At 65.1% G+C, this 22,950-nt stretch carries 15 protein-coding genes; 4 read left to right on the top strand and 11 right to left on the bottom strand.

Annotated elements, in window-relative coordinates; genetic code table 11:
- Positions 1-119: 119 nt before the first annotated feature.
- Positions 120-2,984 carry a 2-oxoglutarate dehydrogenase E1 component gene (locus CFB82_RS08300; RefSeq protein ID WP_069247825.1) on the bottom strand — a complete coding sequence of 955 codons (2,865 nt, stop codon included), beginning with the start codon at positions 2,982-2,984 and terminating at the stop codon, positions 120-122.
- A 318-nt stretch (positions 2,985-3,302) separates the two neighbouring features.
- Complete coding sequence (typA, locus tag CFB82_RS08295) at positions 3,303-5,129, bottom strand: translational GTPase TypA (RefSeq protein WP_039358989.1); 1,827 nt, start codon at positions 5,127-5,129, stop codon at positions 3,303-3,305.
- Positions 5,130-5,457: 328 nt separating this feature from the next.
- Between typA and CFB82_RS08290 the strand changes: the two genes are divergently transcribed.
- The 4 genes from CFB82_RS08290 to CFB82_RS08275 all read left to right on the top strand — a co-directional run bounded on the left by CFB82_RS08290 (position 5,458) and on the right by CFB82_RS08275 (position 10,388).
- Positions 5,458-5,949, top strand: a complete 492-nt coding sequence (locus CFB82_RS08290) for a MarR family winged helix-turn-helix transcriptional regulator (protein WP_069247824.1) — start codon at positions 5,458-5,460, stop codon at positions 5,947-5,949.
- 87 nt (positions 5,950-6,036) lie between these two features.
- Entirely contained in the window at positions 6,037-7,533 is a 1,497-nt protein-coding gene (locus tag CFB82_RS08285) for an efflux transporter outer membrane subunit (protein WP_089445484.1), read from the top strand.
- A 52-nt stretch (positions 7,534-7,585) separates the two neighbouring features.
- Positions 7,586-8,800 carry an HlyD family secretion protein gene (locus CFB82_RS08280; RefSeq protein WP_069247822.1) on the top strand — a complete coding sequence of 405 codons (1,215 nt, stop codon included), beginning with the start codon at positions 7,586-7,588 and terminating at the stop codon, positions 8,798-8,800.
- Between the two features lie 28 nt (positions 8,801-8,828).
- Positions 8,829-10,388 (top strand): DHA2 family efflux MFS transporter permease subunit, encoded by a 1,560-nt coding sequence (locus CFB82_RS08275; protein ID WP_069247821.1) that lies wholly within the window; start codon positions 8,829-8,831, stop codon positions 10,386-10,388.
- A 91-nt stretch (positions 10,389-10,479) separates the two neighbouring features.
- Here CFB82_RS08275 and truB read toward each other — a convergent pair whose 3' ends face one another.
- The 9 genes from truB to CFB82_RS08230 form a co-directional block, all read right to left on the bottom strand.
- Complete coding sequence (gene truB, locus CFB82_RS08270; protein WP_089483877.1) at positions 10,480-11,412, bottom strand: tRNA pseudouridine(55) synthase TruB; 933 nt, start codon at positions 11,410-11,412, stop codon at positions 10,480-10,482.
- A gap of 13 nt (positions 11,413-11,425) precedes the next feature.
- Positions 11,426-11,824, bottom strand: coding sequence for a 30S ribosome-binding factor RbfA (gene rbfA / locus CFB82_RS08265; RefSeq protein WP_039339297.1), 399 nt, complete (start codon positions 11,822-11,824; stop codon positions 11,426-11,428).
- A 113-nt stretch (positions 11,825-11,937) separates the two neighbouring features.
- Complete coding sequence (gene infB, locus CFB82_RS08260) at positions 11,938-14,856, bottom strand: translation initiation factor IF-2 (protein WP_069247818.1); 2,919 nt, start codon at positions 14,854-14,856, stop codon at positions 11,938-11,940.
- Between the two features lie 91 nt (positions 14,857-14,947).
- Positions 14,948-16,423 carry a transcription termination factor NusA gene (gene nusA / locus CFB82_RS08255; protein ID WP_006476166.1) on the bottom strand — a complete coding sequence of 492 codons (1,476 nt, stop codon included), beginning with the start codon at positions 16,421-16,423 and terminating at the stop codon, positions 14,948-14,950.
- On the bottom strand, positions 16,423-16,881 hold the full coding sequence (gene rimP / locus CFB82_RS08250) for a ribosome maturation factor RimP (protein WP_014897219.1): 459 nt from the start codon (positions 16,879-16,881) through the stop codon (positions 16,423-16,425). The genes nusA and rimP overlap by 1 nt, the downstream gene beginning before the upstream one ends.
- 453 nt (positions 16,882-17,334) lie before the next feature.
- A complete protein-coding gene (rluB, locus tag CFB82_RS08245; RefSeq protein ID WP_089483876.1) occupies positions 17,335-19,113 on the bottom strand; it encodes a 23S rRNA pseudouridine(2605) synthase RluB in 1,779 nt (592 codons plus the stop codon).
- A 60-nt stretch (positions 19,114-19,173) separates the two neighbouring features.
- Positions 19,174-20,205, bottom strand: coding sequence for an SMC-Scp complex subunit ScpB (scpB, locus tag CFB82_RS08240; RefSeq protein ID WP_089483875.1), 1,032 nt, complete (start codon positions 20,203-20,205; stop codon positions 19,174-19,176).
- Positions 20,206-20,477: 272 nt separating this feature from the next.
- The gene (locus CFB82_RS08235; RefSeq protein ID WP_089483874.1) at positions 20,478-21,689 is read right to left on the bottom strand and encodes a pyridoxal phosphate-dependent aminotransferase; all 1,212 of its coding nucleotides are present in this window, start codon (positions 21,687-21,689) and stop codon (positions 20,478-20,480) included.
- A gap of 75 nt (positions 21,690-21,764) precedes the next feature.
- Entirely contained in the window at positions 21,765-22,667 is a 903-nt protein-coding gene (locus tag CFB82_RS08230; RefSeq protein ID WP_011351793.1) for a LysR family transcriptional regulator, read from the bottom strand.
- Positions 22,668-22,950 lie beyond the last annotated feature (283 nt).

The following is a 22,950-nucleotide window of genomic DNA, read 5'->3' as shown; positions in this document are numbered from 1 at the left end:
CTTAATCTGGGGTGTGACGAGGTTCGTGCGATTCCTTCGGCCGGTGCGGCGCGCAACGCGCCCGGCGGGCCAAAAGAGACGGGAAAGCGCATGGCGCCTTCCCGTTTCGCTTCCGTCGGTTATTTCGCGATCGATGCGCTCTTCAGGCGGCCGAAAGCACCCTCGATGAGGGCCTTCTGCTGCTCGTAGTGCTTCGCGTAGTAGCCAACCGCCGGCGAGGCCGAAGCCGGACGGCCGCTGTATGCCAGCTTCTGCCCTTCCTTCATGCCTTCCTTCAGATGGTGCTCGACGTAGAACCAGGGGCCCTGGTTCTGCGGCTCGTCCTGCACCCAGACCACTTCAGTCGCGTTCTCGTACTTCTTCATTTCGGCTTCGAACTGCTTGTGCGCGAACGGATACAGCTGCTCGATACGGATGATCGCGACGTCGTTCGCCTTCGCTTCGCGGCGATGTGCGACGAGGTCGTAATACACGCGGCCCGAGCATGCCAGCACGCGCTTGACCTTCTTCGCGTCGATGCCGCCGTCGGTTTCGCCCAGCACCGGCTGGAACGAACCCTTCGCGAGTTCCGACAGGTCCGACACCGCTTCCTTGTGACGCAGCAGCGACTTCGGCGTCGCGACGATCAGCGGCTTGCGGAACAGGCGGATCATCTGGCGACGCAGCAGGTGGAAAATCTGCGCCGGCGTCGTCGGTTGAACGACCTGCATGTTGTGATCCGCGCACAGTTGCAGGAAACGCTCGATACGCGTCGACGAGTGTTCCGGACCCTGGCCTTCGTAGCCGTGCGGCAGCAGCATCGTCAGACCCGACACGCGGCCCCACTTCACTTCGCCCGACGAGATGAACTGGTCGATCACGACCTGTGCGCCGTTGACGAAGTCGCCGAACTGCGCTTCCCACAGCACGAGCGTGTTCGGCTCGGCGGTCGAGTAACCGTATTCGAAGCCCAGCACCGCTTCTTCCGACAGCACCGAGTCGATCACCGTGAACTTCGCCTGACCTTCGGCGATGTTCTGCAGCGGCACGTACGTGCCGTCGTTCCAGCGCTCGCGGTTCTGGTCGTGCAGCACCGCGTGACGGTGCGTGAACGTGCCGCGGCCCGAGTCCTGGCCGGTCAGGCGCACCGAGTAACCCGATGCGACGAGCGACGCGAACGCGAGGTGTTCGCCCATGCCCCAGTCGAGCGGCTGGTCGCCACGCGCCATGTTGCGGCGGTCGTTGATCACGCGCTCGACGAGCGGGTGGACCTTGAAGTTTTCCGGGACCGTCGTGATGCGTTCGCCGAGGCGCTTCAGTTCCGCGAGCGGCACGGCCGTGTCGGCTGCATCCGTCCACTTGCGGTTCAGGAACGGAACCCAGTCGACCGCGTACTTGCTCTTGTAGTTCGACAGGACCGGGTCGACCGTGTGGTGACCGTCGTCCATCGCCTTGCGGTACGCCTTCACGTAGTTGTCGGCGTCTTCCGCGGTGATCACGCCCTGCTGCACGAGCTTCTCGGCGTACAGCGCACGGGTGCCCGGGTGCTGCGCGATCTTCTTGTACATCAGCGGCTGCGTGACCGCCGGCGTGTCCTGCTCGTTGTGGCCCAGCTTGCGGAAGCAGACGATGTCGATCACGACATCCTTGTGGAACTGCATCCGGTAGTCGATCGCGATCTGGATCGCGAGCACGACAGCTTCCGGATCGTCGCCGTTCACGTGCAGCACCGGCGCTTCGATCATCTTGACGACGTCGGTACAGTACAGCGTCGAGCGCGCATCGCGCGGGTCGGACGTCGTGAAGCCGATCTGGTTGTTGATGACGATGTGCAGCGTGCCGTGCGTGCCGTAGCCGCGCGTCTGCGCGAGGTTCAGCGTTTCCATCACGACGCCCTGGCCAGCAAAGGCCGCGTCACCGTGGATCTGCACCGGCAGCACTTGCAGGCCGTCTTCGTCGCCGCGACGGTCCATCCGCGCCTTCGCGGAACCTTCGACCACCGGGTTCACGATTTCGAGGTGCGACGGGTTGAACGCGAGCGACAGGTGGACCGGGCCGCCTTCCGTCGACACGTCCGACGAGAAGCCCTTGTGGTACTTCACGTCACCGGCCGGCAGGTCGTCGACGTGCTTGCCTTCGAATTCGGCGAACAGGTCGGCCGGCATCTTGCCCAGCGTGTTGACCAGCACGTTCAGACGGCCACGGTGGGCCATGCCGATGATGATTTCCTGCACGCCGCGCTTGCCCGCGTGCTGGACGACTTCGTCCATCGCCGCGATGAAGCTTTCGCCGCCTTCGAGCGAGAAGCGCTTCTGGCCGACGTACTTGGTATGCAGGTAGCGCTCGAGGCCTTCAGCGGCCGTCAGGCGATTCAGGATGTGCTTCTTCTCGTCTGCCGAGAAGTTCGGCGTCGCGCGGGTCGACTCGAGGCGCTCCTGCCACCAGCGCTTCTGTTCCGGGTCGCTGATGTACATGTACTCGGCGCCGATCGTGCCGCAGTACGTGTCGCGCAGACCCTTGACGATGTCACGCAGCGAAGCCTGGTCGAAACCGAAGTACAGGTTGCTTGCGCTGTACGTCTGGTCGAGGTCGCCTTCGGAGAAATCGTAGAACGCGGGTTCGAGCTCGGGAATGGCGGGACGTTCGCGACGCTTCAGGGGATCCAGATTGGCCCATTGCGAGCCGAGGAAGCGATACGCGCTGATGAGGGACTGGACGTGCACCTGCTTGCGTGCCGCAGCCAGATTGGTCGTGCTTTCGCGCGGGATGAAGGCATTAGCCTTCGCACGCTCGGCGAACGATTCGACGATCGGAAAATGGGCGACGTCATTGGCATTCGAACCGTCCGTTGCAGGTACGTTCTGCAGCGCGTCGAAATACTCTCGCCAGTTCTCCGGCACCGATGCCGGATTGTTGAGGTATGCATCGTACAGTTCTTCAACGTACGAAGCATTGCCGCCGAACAGATAGGAGTTCAGCTGAAACTGCTTCATTACATCTGACATTTTACGCTCACCTTTCTTCGAGCTTCTCGAGAAATAGCGGGTTACTCAACCTTCCGCGACACGGCCTGACCGTTTAGCGGATTGCGAATCAAGTCTTGCTTGGAAGGACCTAAAACTTGCGTGCGCGCAGCATATCACAGAACCGATACCGGAGTTCACGGCGAAATGTGCCTGAAAGCACCGCGCGACGGGGTTTTGCCGGATTGCCACGACCCGCGGGAACAGTGTTTTGCAGTCAACCCGATTGCGCATCGCGCAGATGCAAAAAAGGCTGCCCGCAGGCAGCCTTTTCCGTGATGCAGCGAACGGCCGAAACGCTTAGTCGACCGCGCCTTCGCGGCTCGCGCGGCGACGCTCGTGCTCCTTCAGGAAGCGCTTGCGCAGGCGGATCGATTGCGGCGTCACTTCGACGAGTTCGTCGTCGTCGATGAATTCGACCGCGTATTCCAGCGACATCTGGACCGGCGGCACGAGACGCACGGCTTCGTCGGTACCCGACGCGCGCACGTTGGTCAGCTGCTTGCCCTTGATCGGGTTCACGACGAGGTCGTTGTCGCGGCTGTGGATGCCGATGATCATGCCCTCATAGAGCGCGTCACCCGGCTTCACGAACATGCGGCCGCGATCCTGCAGCTTCCACAGTGCGTAGGCCACCGCAGCGCCGTCGTCCTGCGAGATCAGCACGCCGTTGCGGCGCTCGAACACCGAGCCGTCCTTGACCGGTGCGTACGAGTCGAAGATGTGGCTCATCAGGCCCGTGCCGCGCGTGAGCGTCAGGAATTCGCTCTGGAAGCCGATCAGGCCACGCGCCGAGATCTTGTACTCCAGACGCGTGCGGCCGCGGCCGTCCGACGCCATGTCGAGCATTTCGCCCTTGCGGCGGCCGAGCTCTTCCATCACGCCACCCTGATGCTCGTCCTCGACGTCGACGGTCAGCAGTTCGTACGGCTCGTGACGCACGCCGTCGATTTCCTGCATCACGACGCGCGGACGCGACACGGCCAGCTCGTAGCCTTCACGACGCATGTTCTCGACGAGAATCGTCAGGTGCAGTTCGCCACGGCCCGACACCTCGAACACCGTTTCGTCGCCGGTGTCCTTCACGCGCAGCGCGACGTTGTGGTTCAGTTCCTTCATCAGGCGGTCGCGGATCTGGCGGCTCGTGACGAACTTGCCTTCGCGGCCGGCGAGCGGCGACGAGTTGACGAGGAAGTTCATCGTCAGCGTCGGCTCGTCGACGGTGATCATCGGCAGCGCTTCCGGCGTATCCACCGCGCAGATCGTTGCACCGATGCCGACGTCTTCAATACCGTTGATCAGCACGATGTCGCCCGCTTCGGCCGACTCGACCTGCACGCGCTCGAGGCCCGTGAACGACAGCACCTGGTTGATCTTGCGGTTCAGCACGTCGCCTTCCGGCCCGAAGCGCATCGCGACCGGCTGGCCCGGCTTGATACGACCGCGCGTGATGCGGCCGACGCCGATCCGGCCGACGTACGTCGAATAGTCGAGCGACGTGATCTGCAGCTGCAGCGGCGCGTCCGGATCCGCCGGGCGGACCGGCACGTGCTCGAGGACTGCCTCGAACAGCGGGCGCATGTCGCCTTCGCGCGCGGCCGGGTCGAGCGACGCATAGCCATTCAGGCCCGATGCGTAGACGATCGGGAAGTCGAGCTGCTCTTCCGTTGCGCCGAGCTTGTCGAACAGGTCGAAGGTCTGGTTGATGACCCAGTCGATCCGCGCGCCCGGACGATCGATCTTGTTGACGATGACGATCGGCTTCAGGCCGAGCGCGAGCGCCTTCTTCGTGACGAAGCGCGTCTGCGGCATCGGGCCCTCGACCGCGTCGACGAGCAGCAGCACCGAGTCGACCATCGACAGCACGCGCTCAACCTCGCCACCGAAGTCCGCGTGCCCCGGCGTGTCGACGATGTTGATGTGCGTGCCTTCGTACTCGACCGCGCAGTTCTTCGCGAGAATCGTGATCCCGCGCTCTTTTTCGATGTCGTTCGAATCCATCACCCGCTCCGCAATCTGCTGGTTCTCGCGGAAGGTGCCGGACTGGCGAAGCAGTTGGTCGACGAGCGTAGTCTTGCCGTGGTCGACGTGGGCGATGATGGCGATATTGCGAAGGGCGCGGGTCATAGAAACCTGGAAATCGTTTGAACGCGCAAAAGCGCCCGCTCGTTTTTCACGGGCGCGCGCATTGCAGCTTGGAAAGCCGCAAATTATAGCACGTGCGGATGTCGGGAGCTGACGGCGCGTTGCGACGCAACACAAGTGGGCCGACTACCCCTCCCCCTCGGACACACCAGTCAATCGAAACCCGCGTCATCGGAGCGCTCAAAGACCTTATTTGCACAAGGGATTTGTGTGACGTAAAGCGCGCCCTTTGCCGTTCGATTAACATTTGCCGCGGCAAGCAACTGTGCCTATACTGCTGCCTAGTCAACTATTGCAGCTTCAGGGTTTTATGTCGGATTCTTCTACGCAACCACCCGTTTCGCCGCTGTCCTCGTATCAGATGAACGACAGCGTCGGTTATCTGATGTCGCGCGTGAAGTCGGTGATGACCAACCTCGTCACGCAACGCACGCAGGAAGAGCTCGGCATCACGGGCACGCAGGCGAGCATGCTGTTCATGATCGCGGTCGGCAAATGCTCGACGGCCGCCGAGCTCGCGCGCGAATACGGGATCGATGCGAGCGCGGTCACGCGCCTGCTCGACCGGGTCGAGAAACGCGGCTTGCTGTCGCGCGTGCGCAGCGTCGAGGATCGGCGTGTCGTGCGCCTCGAGCTGACCGACGAAGGCCGTGCGCTCGCCGAACGGCTGCCGCCGATTTTCCGCAGCGTGCTCGACCAGGTGCTGGACGGGTTTACGCCGGAAGAAGTCGGGTTCCTGAAGAGCATGCTGCGCCGCATTCTCAGCAACTACTGTGAGACAGCCGGCGGCAGCATCACGTAATAGTTGCCATAACAATTACTTTTGACAGATTAATGTAAGGAAATCCTTGCAGTGTCCATCATTCATTCCGAGTCAGGGTTCAGCGCGATGAAATCCTCCCCGTTGTCCGTGCGCGCCGGGTCGTGCCGCGCCGCCGTCGCCGCCGCGGTCGCCGCACTGGCGCTGGCGGGTTGCGCGAACTACATCGGCATCAAGAGCGACAAGCAGATCGCCCCCGCGTCGCAATTCGAATCCGCCCAGAGCCTGCCGGCCCAGGGTGGCCAGTGGCCGGCGCTCGACTGGGCCAGCCAGTTCGGCGACCCGCAGCTGCCGAAGCTGATCGACGAAGCCCTGCAGGGCAATCCGTCGATCGCACAGGCGCAGGCGCGCATCGCAAAGGCGTCGTCGTACATCGAATCGTCGCGCTCGAACCTGATGCCGAAGGCGGAAGCCAGCTATTCGTGGACGCGCGAGCTGTATTCGTCGAACGCGCTGTTCCCGCCCCCGTACGGCGGCCAGTGGTACAGCGAGAACAACGCGCTCGCGAGTGCGTCGTGGGAACTCGACCTGTGGGGCAAGAACCGCGAACGCCTGCACACTGCCGTCTCGCAGGAGAAGGCGGCCGAAGCCGACATGCAGCAGGCGCGCATCACGCTCGCGTCGTCGGTCGCACGCACCTACAACTCGCTCGCACAGCTCTATGCGCTGCGCGATATCGCGCAGCGCGAGATCACCAACCGCGAGACGGTCGGCAAGATCACCGACGGCCGTGTGTCGGCAGGCCTCGACACCAACGTCGAACGCCAGACGGCGCGCGGCAATATCGCGACGACCCAGGCTTCGCTGTCCGATCTCGATGGCCAGATCACGACGGTACGCTACCAGCTCGCCGCGCTGCTCGGCAAGGGCCCGGATCGCGGGCTGCAGATTGCGGCGCCCGTGCTGAACCCGAGCGGCGAAGTCGCGCTGCCCGGCAACCTGCCGGCCGATCTCGTCTCGCGCCGCCCCGACATCGTCGCCGCGCGCTGGCAGGTCGAAGCCGCGATGCACGACGTGAAGGAAGCGAAGGCCGAGTTCTATCCCGACGTGAACCTCGCGGCCGGCTTCGGCTTCGATGCGTTCGGCTGGGGCAAATTCCTGAACTTCGCGAGCCGTCAGGCGCAGTTCGGCCCGGCGATCCACCTGCCGATTTTCGACGCCGGTGCGCTGCGCGCGCAGCTCAAGGGCCGCTACGCGGACTTCGACCTGTCGGTGGCGAACTACAACCAGACACTGATCAGTGCGCTGAACGACGTCGCGACGCAGGTCGCATCGATCCGCGCGGTCGATCGCCAGATGGGCGATGCGCAACGCGCACTCGACGCATCGACGCGCGCCTATGACCTCGCGGTCATCCGCTACAAGGCCGGCCTGTCGCCGCAGCTGCAGGTGCTGACCGCGGACAGCAACCGCCTCGCATCGGAGCAGACGGTGACCAACCTGAAGATGCGCCGCCGCGACATGCAGCTCGCGCTGATCAAGGCGCTGGGTGGCGGGTTCGACGCGACCGGCACGCCGCTCGCCGCACCCGATGCCGACAAGCCGACAAAACAGGCCGCCAACTGATCCGGCGCCACCACTACGCAGACACTCGAAATAACGGACGGAGAAAATCGCCATGAGCGACCAACAAAACGCCGCCAGCGCGCAGCCGCAGAACAACGGCAAGCGCAAACGGATGATGACGCTGCTCGTCGCGGTCATCGTGATCGCGGCCATCGCGTATGGTCTGTACTACTTCCTCGTCGCCCGCTTCCATGAAGGGACCGACGACGCGTACGTGAACGGCAACGTCGTGCAGATCACGCCGCAAGTCACCGGCACCGTGATCGCGGTGAAGGCCGACGATACGCAGACCGTCAAGGCCGGCGATCCGCTCGTCGTGCTCGACCCGGCCGACTCGCAAGTCGCGCTGCAACAGGCCGAAGCCAATCTCGCGCAAACGGTGCGCCAGGTGCGTGGCCTGTTCGTCAACGACGATCAGTACCGCGCGCAAGTCGCGCTGCGCCAGTCCGACCTGTCGAAGGCCGAGGACGACCTCCGCCGCCGCGTGGCCGTCGCGCAAACGGGCGCCGTGTCGCAGGAAGAAATCTCGCACGCTCGCGACGCCGTTCGCGCCGCCCAGGCATCGCTCGATGCGTCGCAGCAACAGCTCGCGTCGAACCGCGCACTGACCGCGAACACGACGATCGCCTCGCATCCGAACGTGATGGCTGCGGCCGCGAAGGTTCGCGACGCGTACCTGGCGAACGCCCGTAACGTGCTGCCCGCGCCGGTCACCGGCTATGTCGCGAAGCGCTCGGTGCAGGTCGGCCAGCGCGTGTCGCCGGGCACGCCGCTGATGTCGGTGGTGCCGCTGAACGCAGTGTGGGTCGATGCGAACTTCAAGGAAGTCCAGCTCAAGCACATGCGCATCGGCCAGCCGGTCGAACTGACGGCCGACATCTACGGCTCGTCGGCGGTCTACCACGGCAAGGTGGTCGGCTTCTCGGCCGGTACGGGCTCGGCGTTCTCGCTGCTGCCGGCGCAGAACGCAACGGGTAACTGGATCAAGGTCGTGCAGCGCCTGCCGGTGCGGATCGAACTCGATCCGAAGGATCTCGACAAGCACCCGCTGCGCATCGGCCTGTCGATGCAGGTCGACGTGGACATCAAGGACGAACGCGGCGACCAGCTCGTGAACGCGCCGAACACCGTCTACGAGACCAACGTGTTCGCGAAGTACGGCGACGAAGCCGATGCCGAAATCGCCCGCATCATCGCCGAGAACGCAGGCGGCAACGCACCGGCGCCGGCCGCGTCGAAGTCGAATGCCGTCGCGAAGATGATGTAACCGTTCCGACTCCGGAAAAACAACCGACATGGCACAGGCTCCTGTCTCTCACCCGCCCTTGCAGGGCGGGCAACTCGTGATCGGGACGATCGCGGTATCGCTCGCGGTGTTCATGAACGTGCTCGACACGTCCATCGCGAACGTCGCGATCCCGACCATCTCGGGCGACCTCGGCGTATCGTCCGACCAGGGCACGTGGGTCATCACGTCGTTCGCGGTCGCGAACGCGATTTCCGTGCCGCTGACCGGCTGGCTGACCGATCGCTTCGGGCAGGTGCGCCTGTTCCTCGCGTCGATCATCCTGTTCGTGATTTCGTCGTGGATGTGCGGCCTCTCGCCCAACCTGCCGTTCCTGCTCGGGTCGCGCGTGCTGCAAGGCGCGGTGGCAGGCCCGATGATTCCGCTGTCGCAAGCGCTTCTGCTGTCGAGCTATCCGCGCGCCAAGGCACCGATGGCGCTCGCGCTATGGGCGATGACGACGCTGATCGCGCCCGTCGCCGGCCCGATTCTCGGCGGCTGGATCTCGGACAACTACTCGTGGCCGTGGATCTTCTACGTCAACATCCCGGTCGGCATCGCCGCCGCCGCCGCGACGTGGATGATCTATCGCAATCGGGAGTCGGCCGTGCGCCGCGCGCCGATCGACGGCGTGGGCCTCGCGCTGCTGGTCGTCTGGGTCGGCTCGCTGCAGATCATGCTCGACAAGGGCAAGGATCTCGACTGGTTCGCGTCGACGACCATCATCGTGCTCGCGCTGACCGCCGTCATTGCATTCGCGTTCTTCGTCATCTGGGAATTGACTGCCGAGCATCCGGTCGTCGATCTGTCGCTGTTCCGCATGCGGAACTTCACCGGCGGCACGGTTGCGCTGTCGATCGGGTACGGCCTGTACTTCGGCAACCTCGTGCTGCTGCCGCTGTGGCTGCAGACCCAGATCGGCTACACCGCGACCGACGCCGGTCTCGTGATGGCGCCGGTCGGGCTGTTCGCGATCCTGCTGTCTCCGCTCACCGGGAAGTATCTGCCGCGCACCGATCCGCGCTTCATCTCGACGGCGTCGTTCCTGACGTTTGCGCTGTGCTTCTGGATGCGGTCGCGCTACACGACGGGCGTCGACGAGTGGTCGCTGACGCTGCCGACGCTCGTGCAAGGCATCGCGATGGCCGGCTTCTTCATCCCGCTGGTGTCGATCACGCTGTCCGGCCTGCCCGGCCACCGCATCCCCGCGGCATCGGGCCTGTCGAACTTCGTGCGGATCATGTGCGGCGGCATCGGCACATCGATCTTCCAGACGGCCTGGGACCATCGCAACAACTTCCATCACGCGCAACTGGTCGAGCAGGCGAACGTCTACAATCCGACGTTCAACCAGGCTGTCACGCAGATGGGCAACCTCGGGCTGACGCAGGACCAGGCGCACGGGCTGATCAACAACATGGCCACGCAGCAGGCCGCGCAGCTCGGCGTGAACGACTTGTTCTACATCTCTGCGGCGATCTTCGTGCTGCTGATCGGGCTGATCTGGATCACGAAGCCCGAGCGCGCGGGTGGCGGCGATGCAGGTGCCGCAGCATCGGCCGCGCACTGAACACGCAGCCTGAACGCAAAAAAAGCCCGGTCGACATCTCACGTCGACCGGGCTTTTTTCATCCCGATAGAAGCGCGTTCGCGCGGCTGCGTCAGGCCGCCGTGACGACGAGCCGTTCCGGTGCAAGTACGCCGTTCGCCTTGCGAGCCACGCCGAGCAGCCGAGTGGCGTCATAGACGCGCACACGCTCACCTTCGGCCGCATCGATCGGATCGAGCCCCGACAGCGGCAGACGCTGGCCGTGCAGGAACCGTTTCGCGCTGGTTTCATCGAGACGAACCAGCGGAAACGTCGACAGCAACGCGTCGACCGGCTGGAGCCACGCATCCCGCGACGCTTCGTCCGCATCGGACAGCGCATCGAGCGTCACCGCATGCTCGAGCGTCAGCGCACCGACGCCCGTGCGACGCAGCATCGTCAGATGCGCACCGCAACCGAGTGCCTCGCCGATATCCTCCGCCAGCGTGCGCACATATGTGCCCTTGCTGCAGGTCACGCGAAACGTCACGTCAGGCAGATCGCACGCGAGCAGGTCGAGTGCGAGGATCGTCACGTTGCGGCCCTCGCGCTCGACGGTCTGCCCCGCCCGCGCATATTCGTACAGCGGCTTGCCATCACGCTTGAGCGCCGAATACATCGGCGGCACCTGCACGATCTCGCCGGTGAAGCGCACGAGCGCGGCCTCCACCGCCGTGCGATCACACTCGACCGGCCGCGTGTCGATCACCTCGCCTTCCGCGTCGCCGGTGGCCGTGCGCTGGCCGAGACGCATCGTCGCTTCGTAGGTCTTGTCCGCGTCGAGCAGATCCTGCGAGAACTTCGTCGCCTCGCCGAAGCACAGCGGCAGCAGGCCCGAAGCCAGCGGATCGAGCGTGCCGGTGTGACCGGCTTTCTTCGCGAGCAGCAGACGCTTCGCGCGAATCAGCGCGTCGTTGCTCGACAGGCCGACGGGCTTGTCGAGCAGGAGGACGCCATCCAGCACGCGCCGGGGCACGCGCGGACGTTGGGATGCTGCAGTCGTCATAGGCCGGTCGAGCTCAGTCGTCCTTGGCGGCCGCGTCGGCCTCGTCGTCGTCCTTCGCGCGCGTCGAGTTCGCTTCCTTGATCAGGCGCGACATTTCCACGGCCTTCTCGATCGTCTGGTCGTAGTGGAAATGCAGCGTCGGCACCGTATGGATGTGCAGGCGCTTGAACAACAGGTTGTGCAAGTGACCCGACGCGTGGTTCAGCGCTTCCTGCGTCTTGTCCGGATCGCCGGTCAACGCGGTGAAGTAGACCTTCGCGTGTGCGTAATCCGGCGTGAGTTCCACGCTCTGGATGGTCACGATGCCGATGCGCGGATCCTTGACCTCGCGCATGATGAGTTCGGACAGATCGCGCTGAATCTGGTCAGCGATCTGCACGTTACGATTGGGGGAAGTACGTTTCCTGGACATGATCGATCCGTGATCCGTTTATCAGGATAAAGCGGCGGCCAGTGTTGGCACGCCACATGAAAATGGGCGGGACAGGCCCAAGCCTGCCCCGCCCATGAGCCGATGCGCGAGGGTTACAGCGTACGCGCGACTTCGGTCACTTCGAAGACTTCGAACTGGTCGCCTTCGACGATGTCGTTGAAGTTCTTCACCGACATACCGCACTCGAAGCCTTGCTTCACTTCCTTCACGTCGTCCTTGAAGCGCTTCAGCGATTCGAGTTCGCCCGTGAAGATCACGACGTTGTTGCGCAGCACGCGCACCGACGACGAGCGCTTGACGATACCGTCCGTCACCATACAGCCGGCGACTGCACCGATCTTCGGTACCTTGAAGACCTGGCGCACCTCGACCATGCCGGTGATGACTTCGCGCTTCTCCGGCGCCAACATGCCCGACATTGCCGCCTTCACCTCATCCACTGCGTCATAGATGATGTTGTAGTAACGGATGTCGATGCCGTTCGACTCGGCCAGCTTGCGCGCCTGTGCATCTGCACGCGTGTTGAAACCGATGATGACCGCCTTCGATGCCGTTGCGAGGTTGACGTCGTTTTCGCTGATGCCACCCACCGCGCTGTGCACGATCTGCACGCGCACTTCGTCGGTCGACAGCTTGAGCAGCGACTGCACGAGTGCTTCCTGCGAGCCCTGCACGTCCGCCTTGATGATGAGCGGCAGGTTCTGCACTTCGCCTTCGCCCATCTGCTCGAGCATGCTTTCCAGCTTCGCGGCCTGCTGCTTCGCAAGCTTCACGTCGCGGAACTTGCCTTGACGGAACAGTGCGATTTCACGCGCCTTGCGCTCGTCCGGCAGCACGATCACTTCCTCGCCCGCACCCGGCACTTCCGACAGACCCTGGATTTCGACCGGGATCGACGGGCCGGCTTCCTTCGTCGGCTTGCCGTTCTCGTCGAGCATCGCGCGCACGCGGCCGTAAGCCGTACCCGCCAGCACGACGTCGCCTCGGTTCAGCGTACCGGACTGCACCAGGATCGTCGCGACCGGGCCCTTGCCCTTGTCGAGCTTCGCTTCGATCACGATGCCCTTGGCCGGCGCCTCGACCGGTGCCTTCAGTTCCAGCACTTCGGCTTGCAGCAGCACGTTCTCGAGCAGATCGTCGATACCCGCGCCCGTCTTCGCCGAAACCGGCACGAACGGCGAATCGCCACCGTACTCTTCCGGCACGACGCCTTCCGCGACCAGCTCCTGCTTGACGCGATCGAGATTCGCGTCCGGCTTGTCGATCTTGTTGATCGCGACGACGATCGGCACACCGCCTGCCTTCGCGTGGGCGATGGCTTCCTTCGTCTGCGGCATCACACCGTCGTCGGCTGCCACCACCAGCACCACGATGTCGGTCGCCTTCGCGCCGCGTGCACGCATTGCCGTGAACGCTTCGTGACCCGGCGTATCGAGGAACGTGATGACGCCACGCGGCGTCTCGACGTGATAAGCGCCGATGTGCTGCGTAATACCGCCCGCTTCGCCAGCAGCAACCTTCGCGCGGCGGATGTGGTCGAGCAGCGAGGTCTTGCCGTGGTCGACGTGACCCATGACCGTGACGACCGGCGGACGCGGCAGTTGCTCCGCATCGGTACCCGTTTCGCCTTCGACGAGCAGCGCTTCCGGATCGTCCAGCTTCGCGGCAACCGCGCGGTGGCCCAGTTCCTCGACGATGATCATCGCCGTTTCCTGGTCCAGCACCTGGTTGATCGTGACCATCTGGCCCATCTTCATCATCACCTTGATGACTTCAGAGGCCTTGACCGACATCTTGTGCGCGAGGTCGGCAACCGATACGGTTTCCGGCACGTGCACTTCGCGGACGATCGGTTCGGTCGGCGCCTGGAACGTCGAGCTGTCCTGGTGACGGCCGCGACCCTTCGGGCCGCCGCGCCAGCCGCGGTCAACGCCGCCGCTCGAATCGCCGCGCGTCTTGATGCCGCGACGCTTCGACGCGTCGTCCTGCCAGCCGCCCTTGCCTGCGCCCGGCTTCTTGTTGCGGTCGCCCGCGCCTGCCGGCGCCTGCGTCGTTGCGGGTGCAGCACCGGCCGGCTTCTTCACGGCCGGACGCGCCTGCGCACCTTCCGGCTTTGCCGGCTTGTGCAGCGTGCCCTTCGCTTCGGCCGGCTTCGGCGGCTCGACCGGCTTCGGCGGCTCGACTGCCTTGACCACGGCCTTGCGCGGCGTGTTCATCATTTCGCGAATCGCACGCGCTTCGGCTTCTGCCGCCGCACGACGCTTGCTGATCTCTTCCTGCTCGGCGCGCGCCTTGTCCGCCGCCTCGCGGGCAGCGTCTTCAGCCTTCTTCGCCGCTTCGCGCTGAGCCGCACGTTCGGCGGCTGCGCGTGCTTCGTCCTGCGCGGACTGCGTGCTCGCCGCTTCCTGCTGCTCGGCTGCTGCAGCCTGCTGTGCGGCTGCCTGCTGCTGAGCGGCCGCAGCTTCGGCCGCAGCACGCTTCGTCGCTGCCTCTTCCTCGGCGCGACGACGCTCGGCTTCAGCCGCTTCCTCGCGGGCGCGGCGCTCCGCTTCCTCGCGCTCGAGGCGTTCCTGACGCTCGCGAAGCTCCTGCGCCTGCTTCTCGAGCAGCTCGGCCTCACGGCGCGCTTCTTCTTCGCGACGCTTCAGTTCCGCATCGTCGTCCGCTTCGGCGACCTGCGCCTGACCCTGTTCCGCACCCTCGCTCACGTCGTCGCGCTTGACGAACGTACGCTTCTTGCGGACCTCGACCTGAATGGTGCGAGCCTTGCCCGTCGCGTCAGATTGCTTGATCTCCGACGTATGCTTGCGGGTCAGCGTGATCTTGCGCTTGTCGCCGTCGGTTGCGCCGTGCGACTTGCGCAAATGATCGAGCAGACGCGCCTTGTCCGTTTCGGACAGCGCATCGTCTTCACTCGCTTTCTGGACGCCCGCTGCCTGCAGCTGTTCGAGCAGCACACCAGCAGGCATTTTCAGTTCCGCGGCAAATTGGGCTACGTTGTTACTCGCCATTCATTCCTCTTAGTGCAAGGACCGATTCCTTGCGGTTAGCATCGGGTCAGGCCATACGGCCGCCATCAAATCAGTGCGCCATGGTCATTTCTCACTGGAACCAATGTTCACGTGCTTTCATGATCAACGCCTTAGCGGCATCCTCTTCCATTCCGGTCATGTCGACCAGTTCATCTACAGCCAGCTCGGCGAGATCGTCGCGCGTCTGCACGCCGTGTTCGGCCAGCTTCGCGAGCAGCTCCGGCGTGATGCCGTCGAGGCTCTTGAGATCCAGCGCTGCGTTCTCGACCTTTTCTTCGTTCGCGATGGCCATCGTCAACAGCGCGTCGCGTGCGCGGTTGCGCAGTTCGTGCACGGTGTCCTCGTCGAACGCCTCGATTTCGAGCATTTCGTTGAGCGGCACGTACGCGATCTCTTCCAGGCTCGTGAAACCTTCGTCAATCAGGATGTCGGCAACTTCTTCGTCGACGTCGAGACGCGCCATGAACAGTGCACGCAGCCGGTCGCGCTCTTCACCCTGCTTCAGGGCAGATTCGTCCGGCGTCATGATGTTGATCTGCCAGCCGGTCAGTTCGCCTGCAAGACGAACGTTCTGACCGCTGCGGCCGATCGCGACAGCCAGCTCGTTCTCGTCGACGACGACGTCCATCGAGTGCTTTTCTTCATCGACGACAATCGACTGGACAGCTGCCGGCGCGAGCGCGCCGATCACGAACTGGGCGGGATCCTCCGACCATAGCACGATGTCGATGTTTTCGCCACCGAGCTCGTTGCGCACGGCCTGCACGCGGGAACCGCGGATGCCGACGCAGGTGCCGATCGGATCGATCCGCTTGTCGTACGCGATGACGCCGATCTTCGCGCGCACGCCCGGGTCGCGGGCAGCCGCCTTGATCTCGAGCAGGCCCTGCTCGATTTCCGGCACTTCCATCTCGAAAAGCTTCATCAGGAACTCGGGCGCCGTACGCGACAGCTCGATCTGCGGGCCGCGCGCGGTGCGGTCGACCTTCGCGATGTAAGCGCGCACGCGGTCGCCCACGCGCAGGTTTTCCTTCGGGATCAGCTGATCGCGGCGCAGCAGCGCCTCGACACGGCCCGATTCGACGATGAAGTTGCCCTTGTCGAGGCGCTTCACCGTACCCGTCATGATCTTTTCACCACGCTCGAGGTAGTCGTTCAGGATCTGCTCGCGCTCGGCGTCGCGCACCTTCTGCAGGATCACCTGCTTGGCGGCCTGCGCGCCGATGCGACCGAACTCGATCGACGGAACGGGTTCCTCGACATACTCGCCGACTTCGACGTCGGGCTTCTGCTCACGTGCTTCGAACAGCAGGATCTCGCGATCCGGCTCCTGCAAGCCTGCCTCATCGGGCACGACGAGCCAGCGACGGAAGGTTTCGTGCTCGCCGCTTTCGCGATCGATATGGACGCGGATTTCGGCGCCTTCGTCGAACAACTTCTTGGAAGCGGACGCGAGCGCAGCCTCGAGGGCGCCCAGCACCACATCCTTGTCGACGTTTTTCTCGCGCGCCAGCGCATCCACCAGCATCAACACTTCGCGACTCATTATTTGCGGCTCCTAAAGTCAACTTGCGGAATCAGGCGGGCTTTGTCGATATCGGCCAGCGTGAAATCCAGCATGGCCGCCTCGCCCTTCTTCCTCTCAAATTCCAAACCGATCGTTTCGCCATTCGGCGCGTGCAGAATGCCCCGGTACGTCTTGCGCCCGTCCAGCGGCTTTTTCAAGGTCACGGAAACTTCGCTGCCGGCGAAGCGCTCGAAGTCGGCCAGCTTCTTCAACGGGCGGTCGAGCCCCGGGGACGAGACTTCGAGCCGTTCGTAATCGATGTTTTCGACCGTCAAGACGTGCTGGAGCTGACGCGTGACCTTTTCGCAATCTTCGAGCGAGATGCCGGCAGGCTGATCGATATAGATGCAAAGCATGCCGCGCCCGGTGCGCTCGAGATCCACCAGCTCGTAGCCGAGCCCGGTGACCGTGGTTTCTATCAGTTCCGTCAGTTGCACTGTGTCCTCTCAGGTGTTCGCGCCCGCCGCTCGCGATTCACCCGCGGGCGCGCGCCTTAGCCGGCGCAGGAAGCGCTACCCGAGATGCCTAACCGTTTCAGCAAAAAAAAATGGGCGGAACGCCCATCTTCTTACTGGTGGTCGCACCTGAGCCGCACATTGAATCCGTACGCCCAGCGACTCCGCGATTATAGCGATTTTTGGCGCAAACGCCAAGCCAGCCGGTAAAAGCAGCATGTCGCCTGCCTTTACGGGCCCAAAAATGCGAAATCGGGCTGCATGATCGACCGGCGCCATCGTGGCATGCCGGTGATCGGTTATGCCGGCGGCCGTCCAGCACCGCGTGACATATATACAGTCGAAAGCAATAAACGCAATGCCTCGCGCCGGCAGGACCGGCCGGATGCCGATCCGGCCGGCACACCGGCGGCCTTGCGCCGCATGCCTGAATACTCAGCGGCTGCGCGTACGGCTGCGCTGCGGACGCTGACCGCCGCGCGGGCCGCCGCCGTTGCCGGCACCCTCGGCACGATTGCCGTTCGGGTTGCGGTTACCGCCCTTGCTGCCGCCACGCTTGGGGCCCGCGCCGCCACGCTTGGGGCCCGCGCCGTCGCGCTTGGGGCCTGCGCCATACGACGCGCGGTTGCCGTCGACATCGCCACGGCCACCGCCAGCGCGATTGCCATCGCGCCCGCCTCCGCCCGCACGGTTGCCATCCCGGCCGCCGCCGGCGCGATTGCCGTAGCCCGACGGCGCGACCGGCAGGCTGCCGTAGCCGCTCAGACCCGGCAGGCCCGGCCCGCCACGACGACCACCACCACGACGCGGCTGATCCAGCTGCCCGTGCGTCGTCAGCACCGGCTCACGGCTGATGAAGCCCATCGACGTCTGCATCGGATCGGGCTGGCGACGCTCTGCCTGACCTGCACCGGCACGCTTGCCCTTCTCCTCGGACGGCGCCTTCAGGCCAACGGTCGCCATCAGCTTGCGCACCTGCGTGTCGTCGAGCTCTTCCCAACGACCGCGCTTCAGGCCGCGCGGCAGCGGAATCGGGCCGTGACGCGTACGGATCAGGCGGCTCACCATCAGGCCGACCGCCTCGAACATCCGGCGCACTTCGCGGTTGCGGCCTTCGGCCAGCGCAACGTGATACCAGTGGTTCGTGCCTTCGCCGCCGCCGTCGCGGATGCGCAGGAAGTTCGCCGGACCGTCATCGAGCTCGACGCCGTGCAGCAGCTTCTGCCGCATGCCTTCGGCCAGTTCGCCGACGACGCGCACCGCGTACTCGCGCTCGACGCTGTAGCGCGGATGCATGAAGCGGTTTGCGAGGTCACCCGAAGTCGTCAGCATCAGCAGACCTTCGGTATTGAAGTCGAGGCGGCCCACCGCGAGCCATTTCGCCGTCTTCATCGGCGGCAGGCGGTCGAACACCGACGGACGGCCTTCCGGATCCGCGTGGCTGACGATCTCGCCCGTCGGCTTGTGGTACAGCAGCACGCGCGGCGGCTTGTTCGGCAGCTTGCGCTTGACCGGCTTGCCGTTGATCCGCACCTGGTCGGTCGGCATGATGCGCTGGCCAATGTGCGCGGGCTCGCCGTTCACCGACACGCGGCCGGCGACGATCAGCTCTTCCATTTCGCGGCGCGAGCCCATGCCCGCTTCCGCCAGCACCTTGTGAAGCTTCGGCGCGTCGTCGTCCGGCGACAGCACGCGCTTGTTCGCCGGCTGGCTACGGCCGCGACGCAGCATCGGCGCACGCACGCCGCTACCGCCCGCGGAGTTGTCCGCGTCGAATGCCGGCGACGTCACGTAGGCGAACAGTTCGTCCTGGGACGCATCGCCTTCCACCTTTGCCGCGCCGCCTTCAGCCTTCGGCGCGCTGCCGCGACGACCCTGGCCGCCCTGAGCCTTGGCCGCGCCTTCGCGCTTGGCCGCCGGCTTGCGAGCACCCTTGGCCGCACCTTCCTTGCGCGGCGCACGCGTCGGCTGCTGCGCTTCGGCGGCCTCGGCCGGCTGCGCGTCAGCGCCTTCGCCGCCCTGCGGCTCGCCTTCGGCGCCCTTCGACTTGGCTGCCGCGCGACGCCGCGCGATCAGGCTGCGCGGGCCTCGCCGCAGACCGCGGCGGGGACGCTCGTCGCCACCCTCGGCCGAAGCGCCCTGCTCCGGTGCATCGTCGGCACGCGCTGCCTGCACGGCAGGCGCGGACGATTCAATATCGTGGATATCTGTCAAAACAACCTCAAAATGTCAGGTCTCGCGCCCGGCGCGGGCGCGGCAAGAAGTTGGCCGCGATCAGGCGCGACGCTGTTCAGGTTCTGCTTCGTCGTCCGGCAGCGCATCGGCACCGATGGGTGCACTGGCGCTTCGTACGGCATCGGCGAGACTGTCGGACGTGTCGTCCAGCATCTCGTCGTCCGCAGGACGGGAACGGGGGGCGTCGGCCTGACCAGCCTCGCCGGGCGTGTCGCCGGCCGCTTCCGCTCCGTCTCCGGCAACCGCTTCGGCAGCCGGCTTGCGATCTTCCTCGCTCCAATCCGCGCGCAGCGGCTCGGGCTGCACACCGGCCGGCACTGCTTCGGCGCCAGCCTGTTCCATTTGTTCCGTTTGCCCGCGGACAGCATCGAGCGTATCGCGGCTCGCGATTTCATGCGTCGACGCGACGTCCGCCGCGGGATCATCCGGCAATCCTGCCGATTGACCGGCGGATGCCTCATCCGTTTGCGGCGCGTCGTCCGTGGCGTCGCCGGCAACCGGCATGCCCTCGTCGAAATCCATCGCCTGCTGCGCAAGCAGCGCGGCCTCGATGTTCGCGGCCGGCTCTTCGAGGGCCGGCAGATCATCGAGCGCCTTCAGGCCGAGGTCGTCGAGGAACTGCTTGGTCGTCGCATACAGCGCCGGGCGTCCCGGCACGTCGCGATGACCGATCACTTCGATCCAGCCGCGATCCTCGAGTTGCTTGACCACCTGCGTATTGACCGTCACGCCGCGAATCTCTTCGATGTCGCCGCGCGTGACAGGTTGCCGGTACGCGATGATCGCGAGCGTTTCGAGCACCGCACGCGAATATTTCGGCGGCTTCTCGGGATGCAGGCGATCGAGATAGTGACGCATCGCCGGCTTGCTCTGGAAGCGCCATCCGGTTGCCAGCGCCACCAGTTCGACGCCGCGGCCGGACCAATCCTGTTTCAGATCTTCGAGCAACGTGCGGACCGTGTCAGCCGACACGCCGTCGGCAAAGAGCTTGCGCAAATCGCCGAGTTTCAGCGGTTCCTGCGCGCAGATCAAAGCAGTCTCGAGGACGATCTTCGCCTCTTGGGTATTCATGCAGCTAGGCCAGACCCTGTGGTCAAACGAACCGGATCAACAAACAGACGAAAGGAACGGAAGACGCGCTCGCCCGATTCTGATCGGTCATATTGATGGGAGCACGAACCGGGGGCGGCGAACCAACTTCAGGCCAGGCCCAAACCGGACGGAACAGCACGGCTCAACGACGGAACCGCGTGACTGAGCGCCATATTACGCAAAATTGCCCGGTGCGTAAAGATGAGCCGAACGGGTTGCCGCCAGCGCGCCGTGCCCGCTCCGGCCCCGCTTCAGCGGTCGGCCACGCCCCGTGCGAGGAACCGCCGCAACCGCTCGACACCCGCGTCGAGGCGCGCCGGATCGCACGCGTAGCACCAGCGCACGAACCCTTCCCCCTCCGGGCCGAATGCACGCCCAGGCGCGAGGCCGAGCCCCGCCTCGCGCACCAGCGTCTTGCAGAACGCGAGGCTGTCTGACGCACCCGGCAGGCGCAAAAACAGGTACATCGCGCCCGGCGGAGGCGGCACCTCGACACCCGGCAAGGTGCGCAGCGCGGCGACCAGGTGATCGCGCGCATCGCGCAGTGCCGCGACGAACGATCGCACGAACGGCTCGCCATCGCGCAGCGCGACCTCACCCGCGGCCTGCACGAAGCCCGGCGCACACGATGTGTTGTATTCGACGAGCTTCGACAGGTCAGCCATCACCGCTGCCGGCGCGATGAGCCACCCCAGGCGCCAGCCCGTCATCGCCCACGCTTTCGAAAACGAATTCACGACGACGACCCGCTCGTCGCGCGATGCGATGTCGAGGAACGATGGCGCGCCGTCCGCGCCGCCTGCGTCGAACGCGAGCCGCTCGTACACCTCGTCGGCAACCAGCCAGATACCGTGGCGGCGGCAATGGGCGAGCACGGCTTGCTGGTCGTCGCGCGACATCGTCCAGCCGGTCGGATTGTTCGGCGAGTTGATCAGCAGCATCCGCGTATCGGGCGTCAGCGCCGCAAGCAGCCGCCCGACATCGAGCTGCCAGCCCGCATCGCCATAGCCGAGCGGGACGCATTCGACCTGCGCCCCAAGGATCTTCGGAATCTCGACGAGATTCGGCCACAGCGGCGTGACCGCGACGACGCGCTCGCCCGGACCGACCAGCATCTGCGCGGCCAGCATCAGCGCGCTCACGCCCGAACTCGTCACGGCCACGGTGTCGGCCGCCGTCGCCCCGTGACGGGCGCCGACGTAGGCCGCGATCGCGGCGCGCAGCGGCGCAGTGCCGAGGTTGTGCGTGTAGAAGGTCGCGCCATCGCGCAGCGCCGCCGCGGCGGCTGCGCGAATGAAGTCCGGTGTCACGCGATCGGATTCGCCGAACCAGAACGGCAGCATGTCCGGCACGCCAAAGCCGGCGTTTGCCACTTCCCGGATCAGCGACGGACGCAACGCGTGTACGGCGTCGCGGGCCGCCGGCGCGCCGGCCACCGGAAGAGAATCTGCGGAATGCACCATCGAGAACCACCTTCGAGGAACACGATCCGCGTAGTGTACCGGCCCGCAAGCAGGGCCGGCGCACGTCGATGCGCGTCAGTCGAGGTCCTCTGCCCTCGCCGGCATCTGCCGCACGAGTTCCCAGATCGCCTGCGCAGCGGGCGACAACGACCGGTCGCGGCGGCGCACGAGTTCGACCGTGCGCTCGGTGCGTGGCGTGAGCGGCCGCGCGACGAGCGTCGAGCCGGCCGGTAGCGGCAGCGACAGCCACGGCTGCACGCTCACGCCGACGCCGGCCTCGACGAGTCCGAACACGGTCGCCGAATGCCCGAGCTCCTGCATGACCGTCGCGTTGACACGATGGGCGGCCAGCGCGGCATCGATCAGCGGCCGGCTTCCCGATGCATGATCGAGGAGCACGAGGCGCTCGCCGTCCAGCGCCGTCCAGGGCACCTCGGCACGCGCCGCGAGCGGATGGTCGGCGCGCGCGACCAGGCAGAACGAATCGGTCATCAACGATTCGCAGACGAGATCGGCCACCGCGAGCGGACCGATCACGACGCCGAAATCGACCTCGCTCGACTTCACCTTGCGCAACACGTCGCTCTGCACGTCGTCGCGCAAACCCAGCGTCACGAACGGAAACTGGCGCTCGCACGACGCAACCACGCGCGGCATCAACCGGCACGCGATCGTCGGACTGGCCGCGACGATCACGCGCCCTCGGCGCTGCTCGCCGATCTCGCGAATCTCGCGCAGCGTGTCGTCGAGATCGTCGAGCAGACGGGACACGCTCGCGATCAGGTTTGCACCGACATCGGTCAGCTGCACGTCGCGCGTCGTGCGGTCGATCAGCTTCAACCCGAGCTCGGCCTCGAGCTCGCGCACGCAGCGACTGACCGCGGACTGCGTGAGCCCGATCTCGTCGCCCGCGCGACTGAAGCTCTTGAGCCGCGCGACCTCGATGAAGACGCGAAGCTGACGCAGCGTGACGTTCATTTCCTGACCTCATCAATCGTCGATATCGATGCGCGATTTTAATGCGCGAATCCGGCTTCGATGTGCGAATCAGGCACCTGCCCCACATGTTTCGCTGCGGTGCAATACATCCGCGAACGCACGTGGTGCGGGCGAACTGCACAAGATTGGTGATTGTCCCGATTTGCTGGCGGGTTATTTTGGCGTCTTATACGCCCCTAGCTGACTTAGCCGTTAGCTCGCTGCCAAGCGGCTCTCGAGGGAATTACCTCCGACATGGCACGCTTCGTGCATTACCTGGCGC

It is taken from the genome of Burkholderia sp. HI2714, assembly GCF_002223085.1.
Classification (GTDB): Bacteria; Pseudomonadota; Gammaproteobacteria; order Burkholderiales; family Burkholderiaceae; genus Burkholderia; species Burkholderia lata_D.
Note: the sequence above shows the minus strand (reverse complement) of the source record. Positions and strands in the feature narration are given on the sequence as shown.

Bases quoted from the DNA above. Each gene is read 5' to 3' on its own strand.
- CFB82_RS08280 (WP_069247822.1), top strand. From the start codon at position 7,586: ATGAGCGACCAACAAAACGCCGCCAGCGCGCAGCCGCAGAACAACGGC.
- rbfA (WP_039339297.1), bottom strand. From the start codon at position 11,824: ATGTCCAGGAAACGTACTTCCCCCAATCGTAACGTGCAGATCGCTGAC.
- scpB (WP_089483875.1), bottom strand. From the start codon at position 20,205: ATGAATACCCAAGAGGCGAAGATCGTCCTCGAGACTGCTTTGATCTGC.
- infB (WP_069247818.1), bottom strand. From the start codon at position 14,856: ATGGCGAGTAACAACGTAGCCCAATTTGCCGCGGAACTGAAAATGCCT.
- typA (WP_039358989.1), bottom strand. From the start codon at position 5,129: ATGACCCGCGCCCTTCGCAATATCGCCATCATCGCCCACGTCGACCAC.
- CFB82_RS08230 (WP_011351793.1), bottom strand. From the start codon at position 22,667: ATGAACGTCACGCTGCGTCAGCTTCGCGTCTTCATCGAGGTCGCGCGG.
- truB (WP_089483877.1), bottom strand. From the start codon at position 11,412: ATGACGACTGCAGCATCCCAACGTCCGCGCGTGCCCCGGCGCGTGCTG.
- CFB82_RS08275 (WP_069247821.1), top strand. From the start codon at position 8,829: ATGGCACAGGCTCCTGTCTCTCACCCGCCCTTGCAGGGCGGGCAACTC.
- CFB82_RS08235 (WP_089483874.1), bottom strand. From the start codon at position 21,689: ATGGTGCATTCCGCAGATTCTCTTCCGGTGGCCGGCGCGCCGGCGGCC.
- nusA (WP_006476166.1), bottom strand. From the start codon at position 16,423: ATGAGTCGCGAAGTGTTGATGCTGGTGGATGCGCTGGCGCGCGAGAAA.
- CFB82_RS08290 (WP_069247824.1), top strand. From the start codon at position 5,458: ATGTCGGATTCTTCTACGCAACCACCCGTTTCGCCGCTGTCCTCGTAT.
- CFB82_RS08300 (WP_069247825.1), bottom strand. From the start codon at position 2,984: ATGTCAGATGTAATGAAGCAGTTTCAGCTGAACTCCTATCTGTTCGGC.
- CFB82_RS08285 (WP_089445484.1), top strand. From the start codon at position 6,037: ATGAAATCCTCCCCGTTGTCCGTGCGCGCCGGGTCGTGCCGCGCCGCC.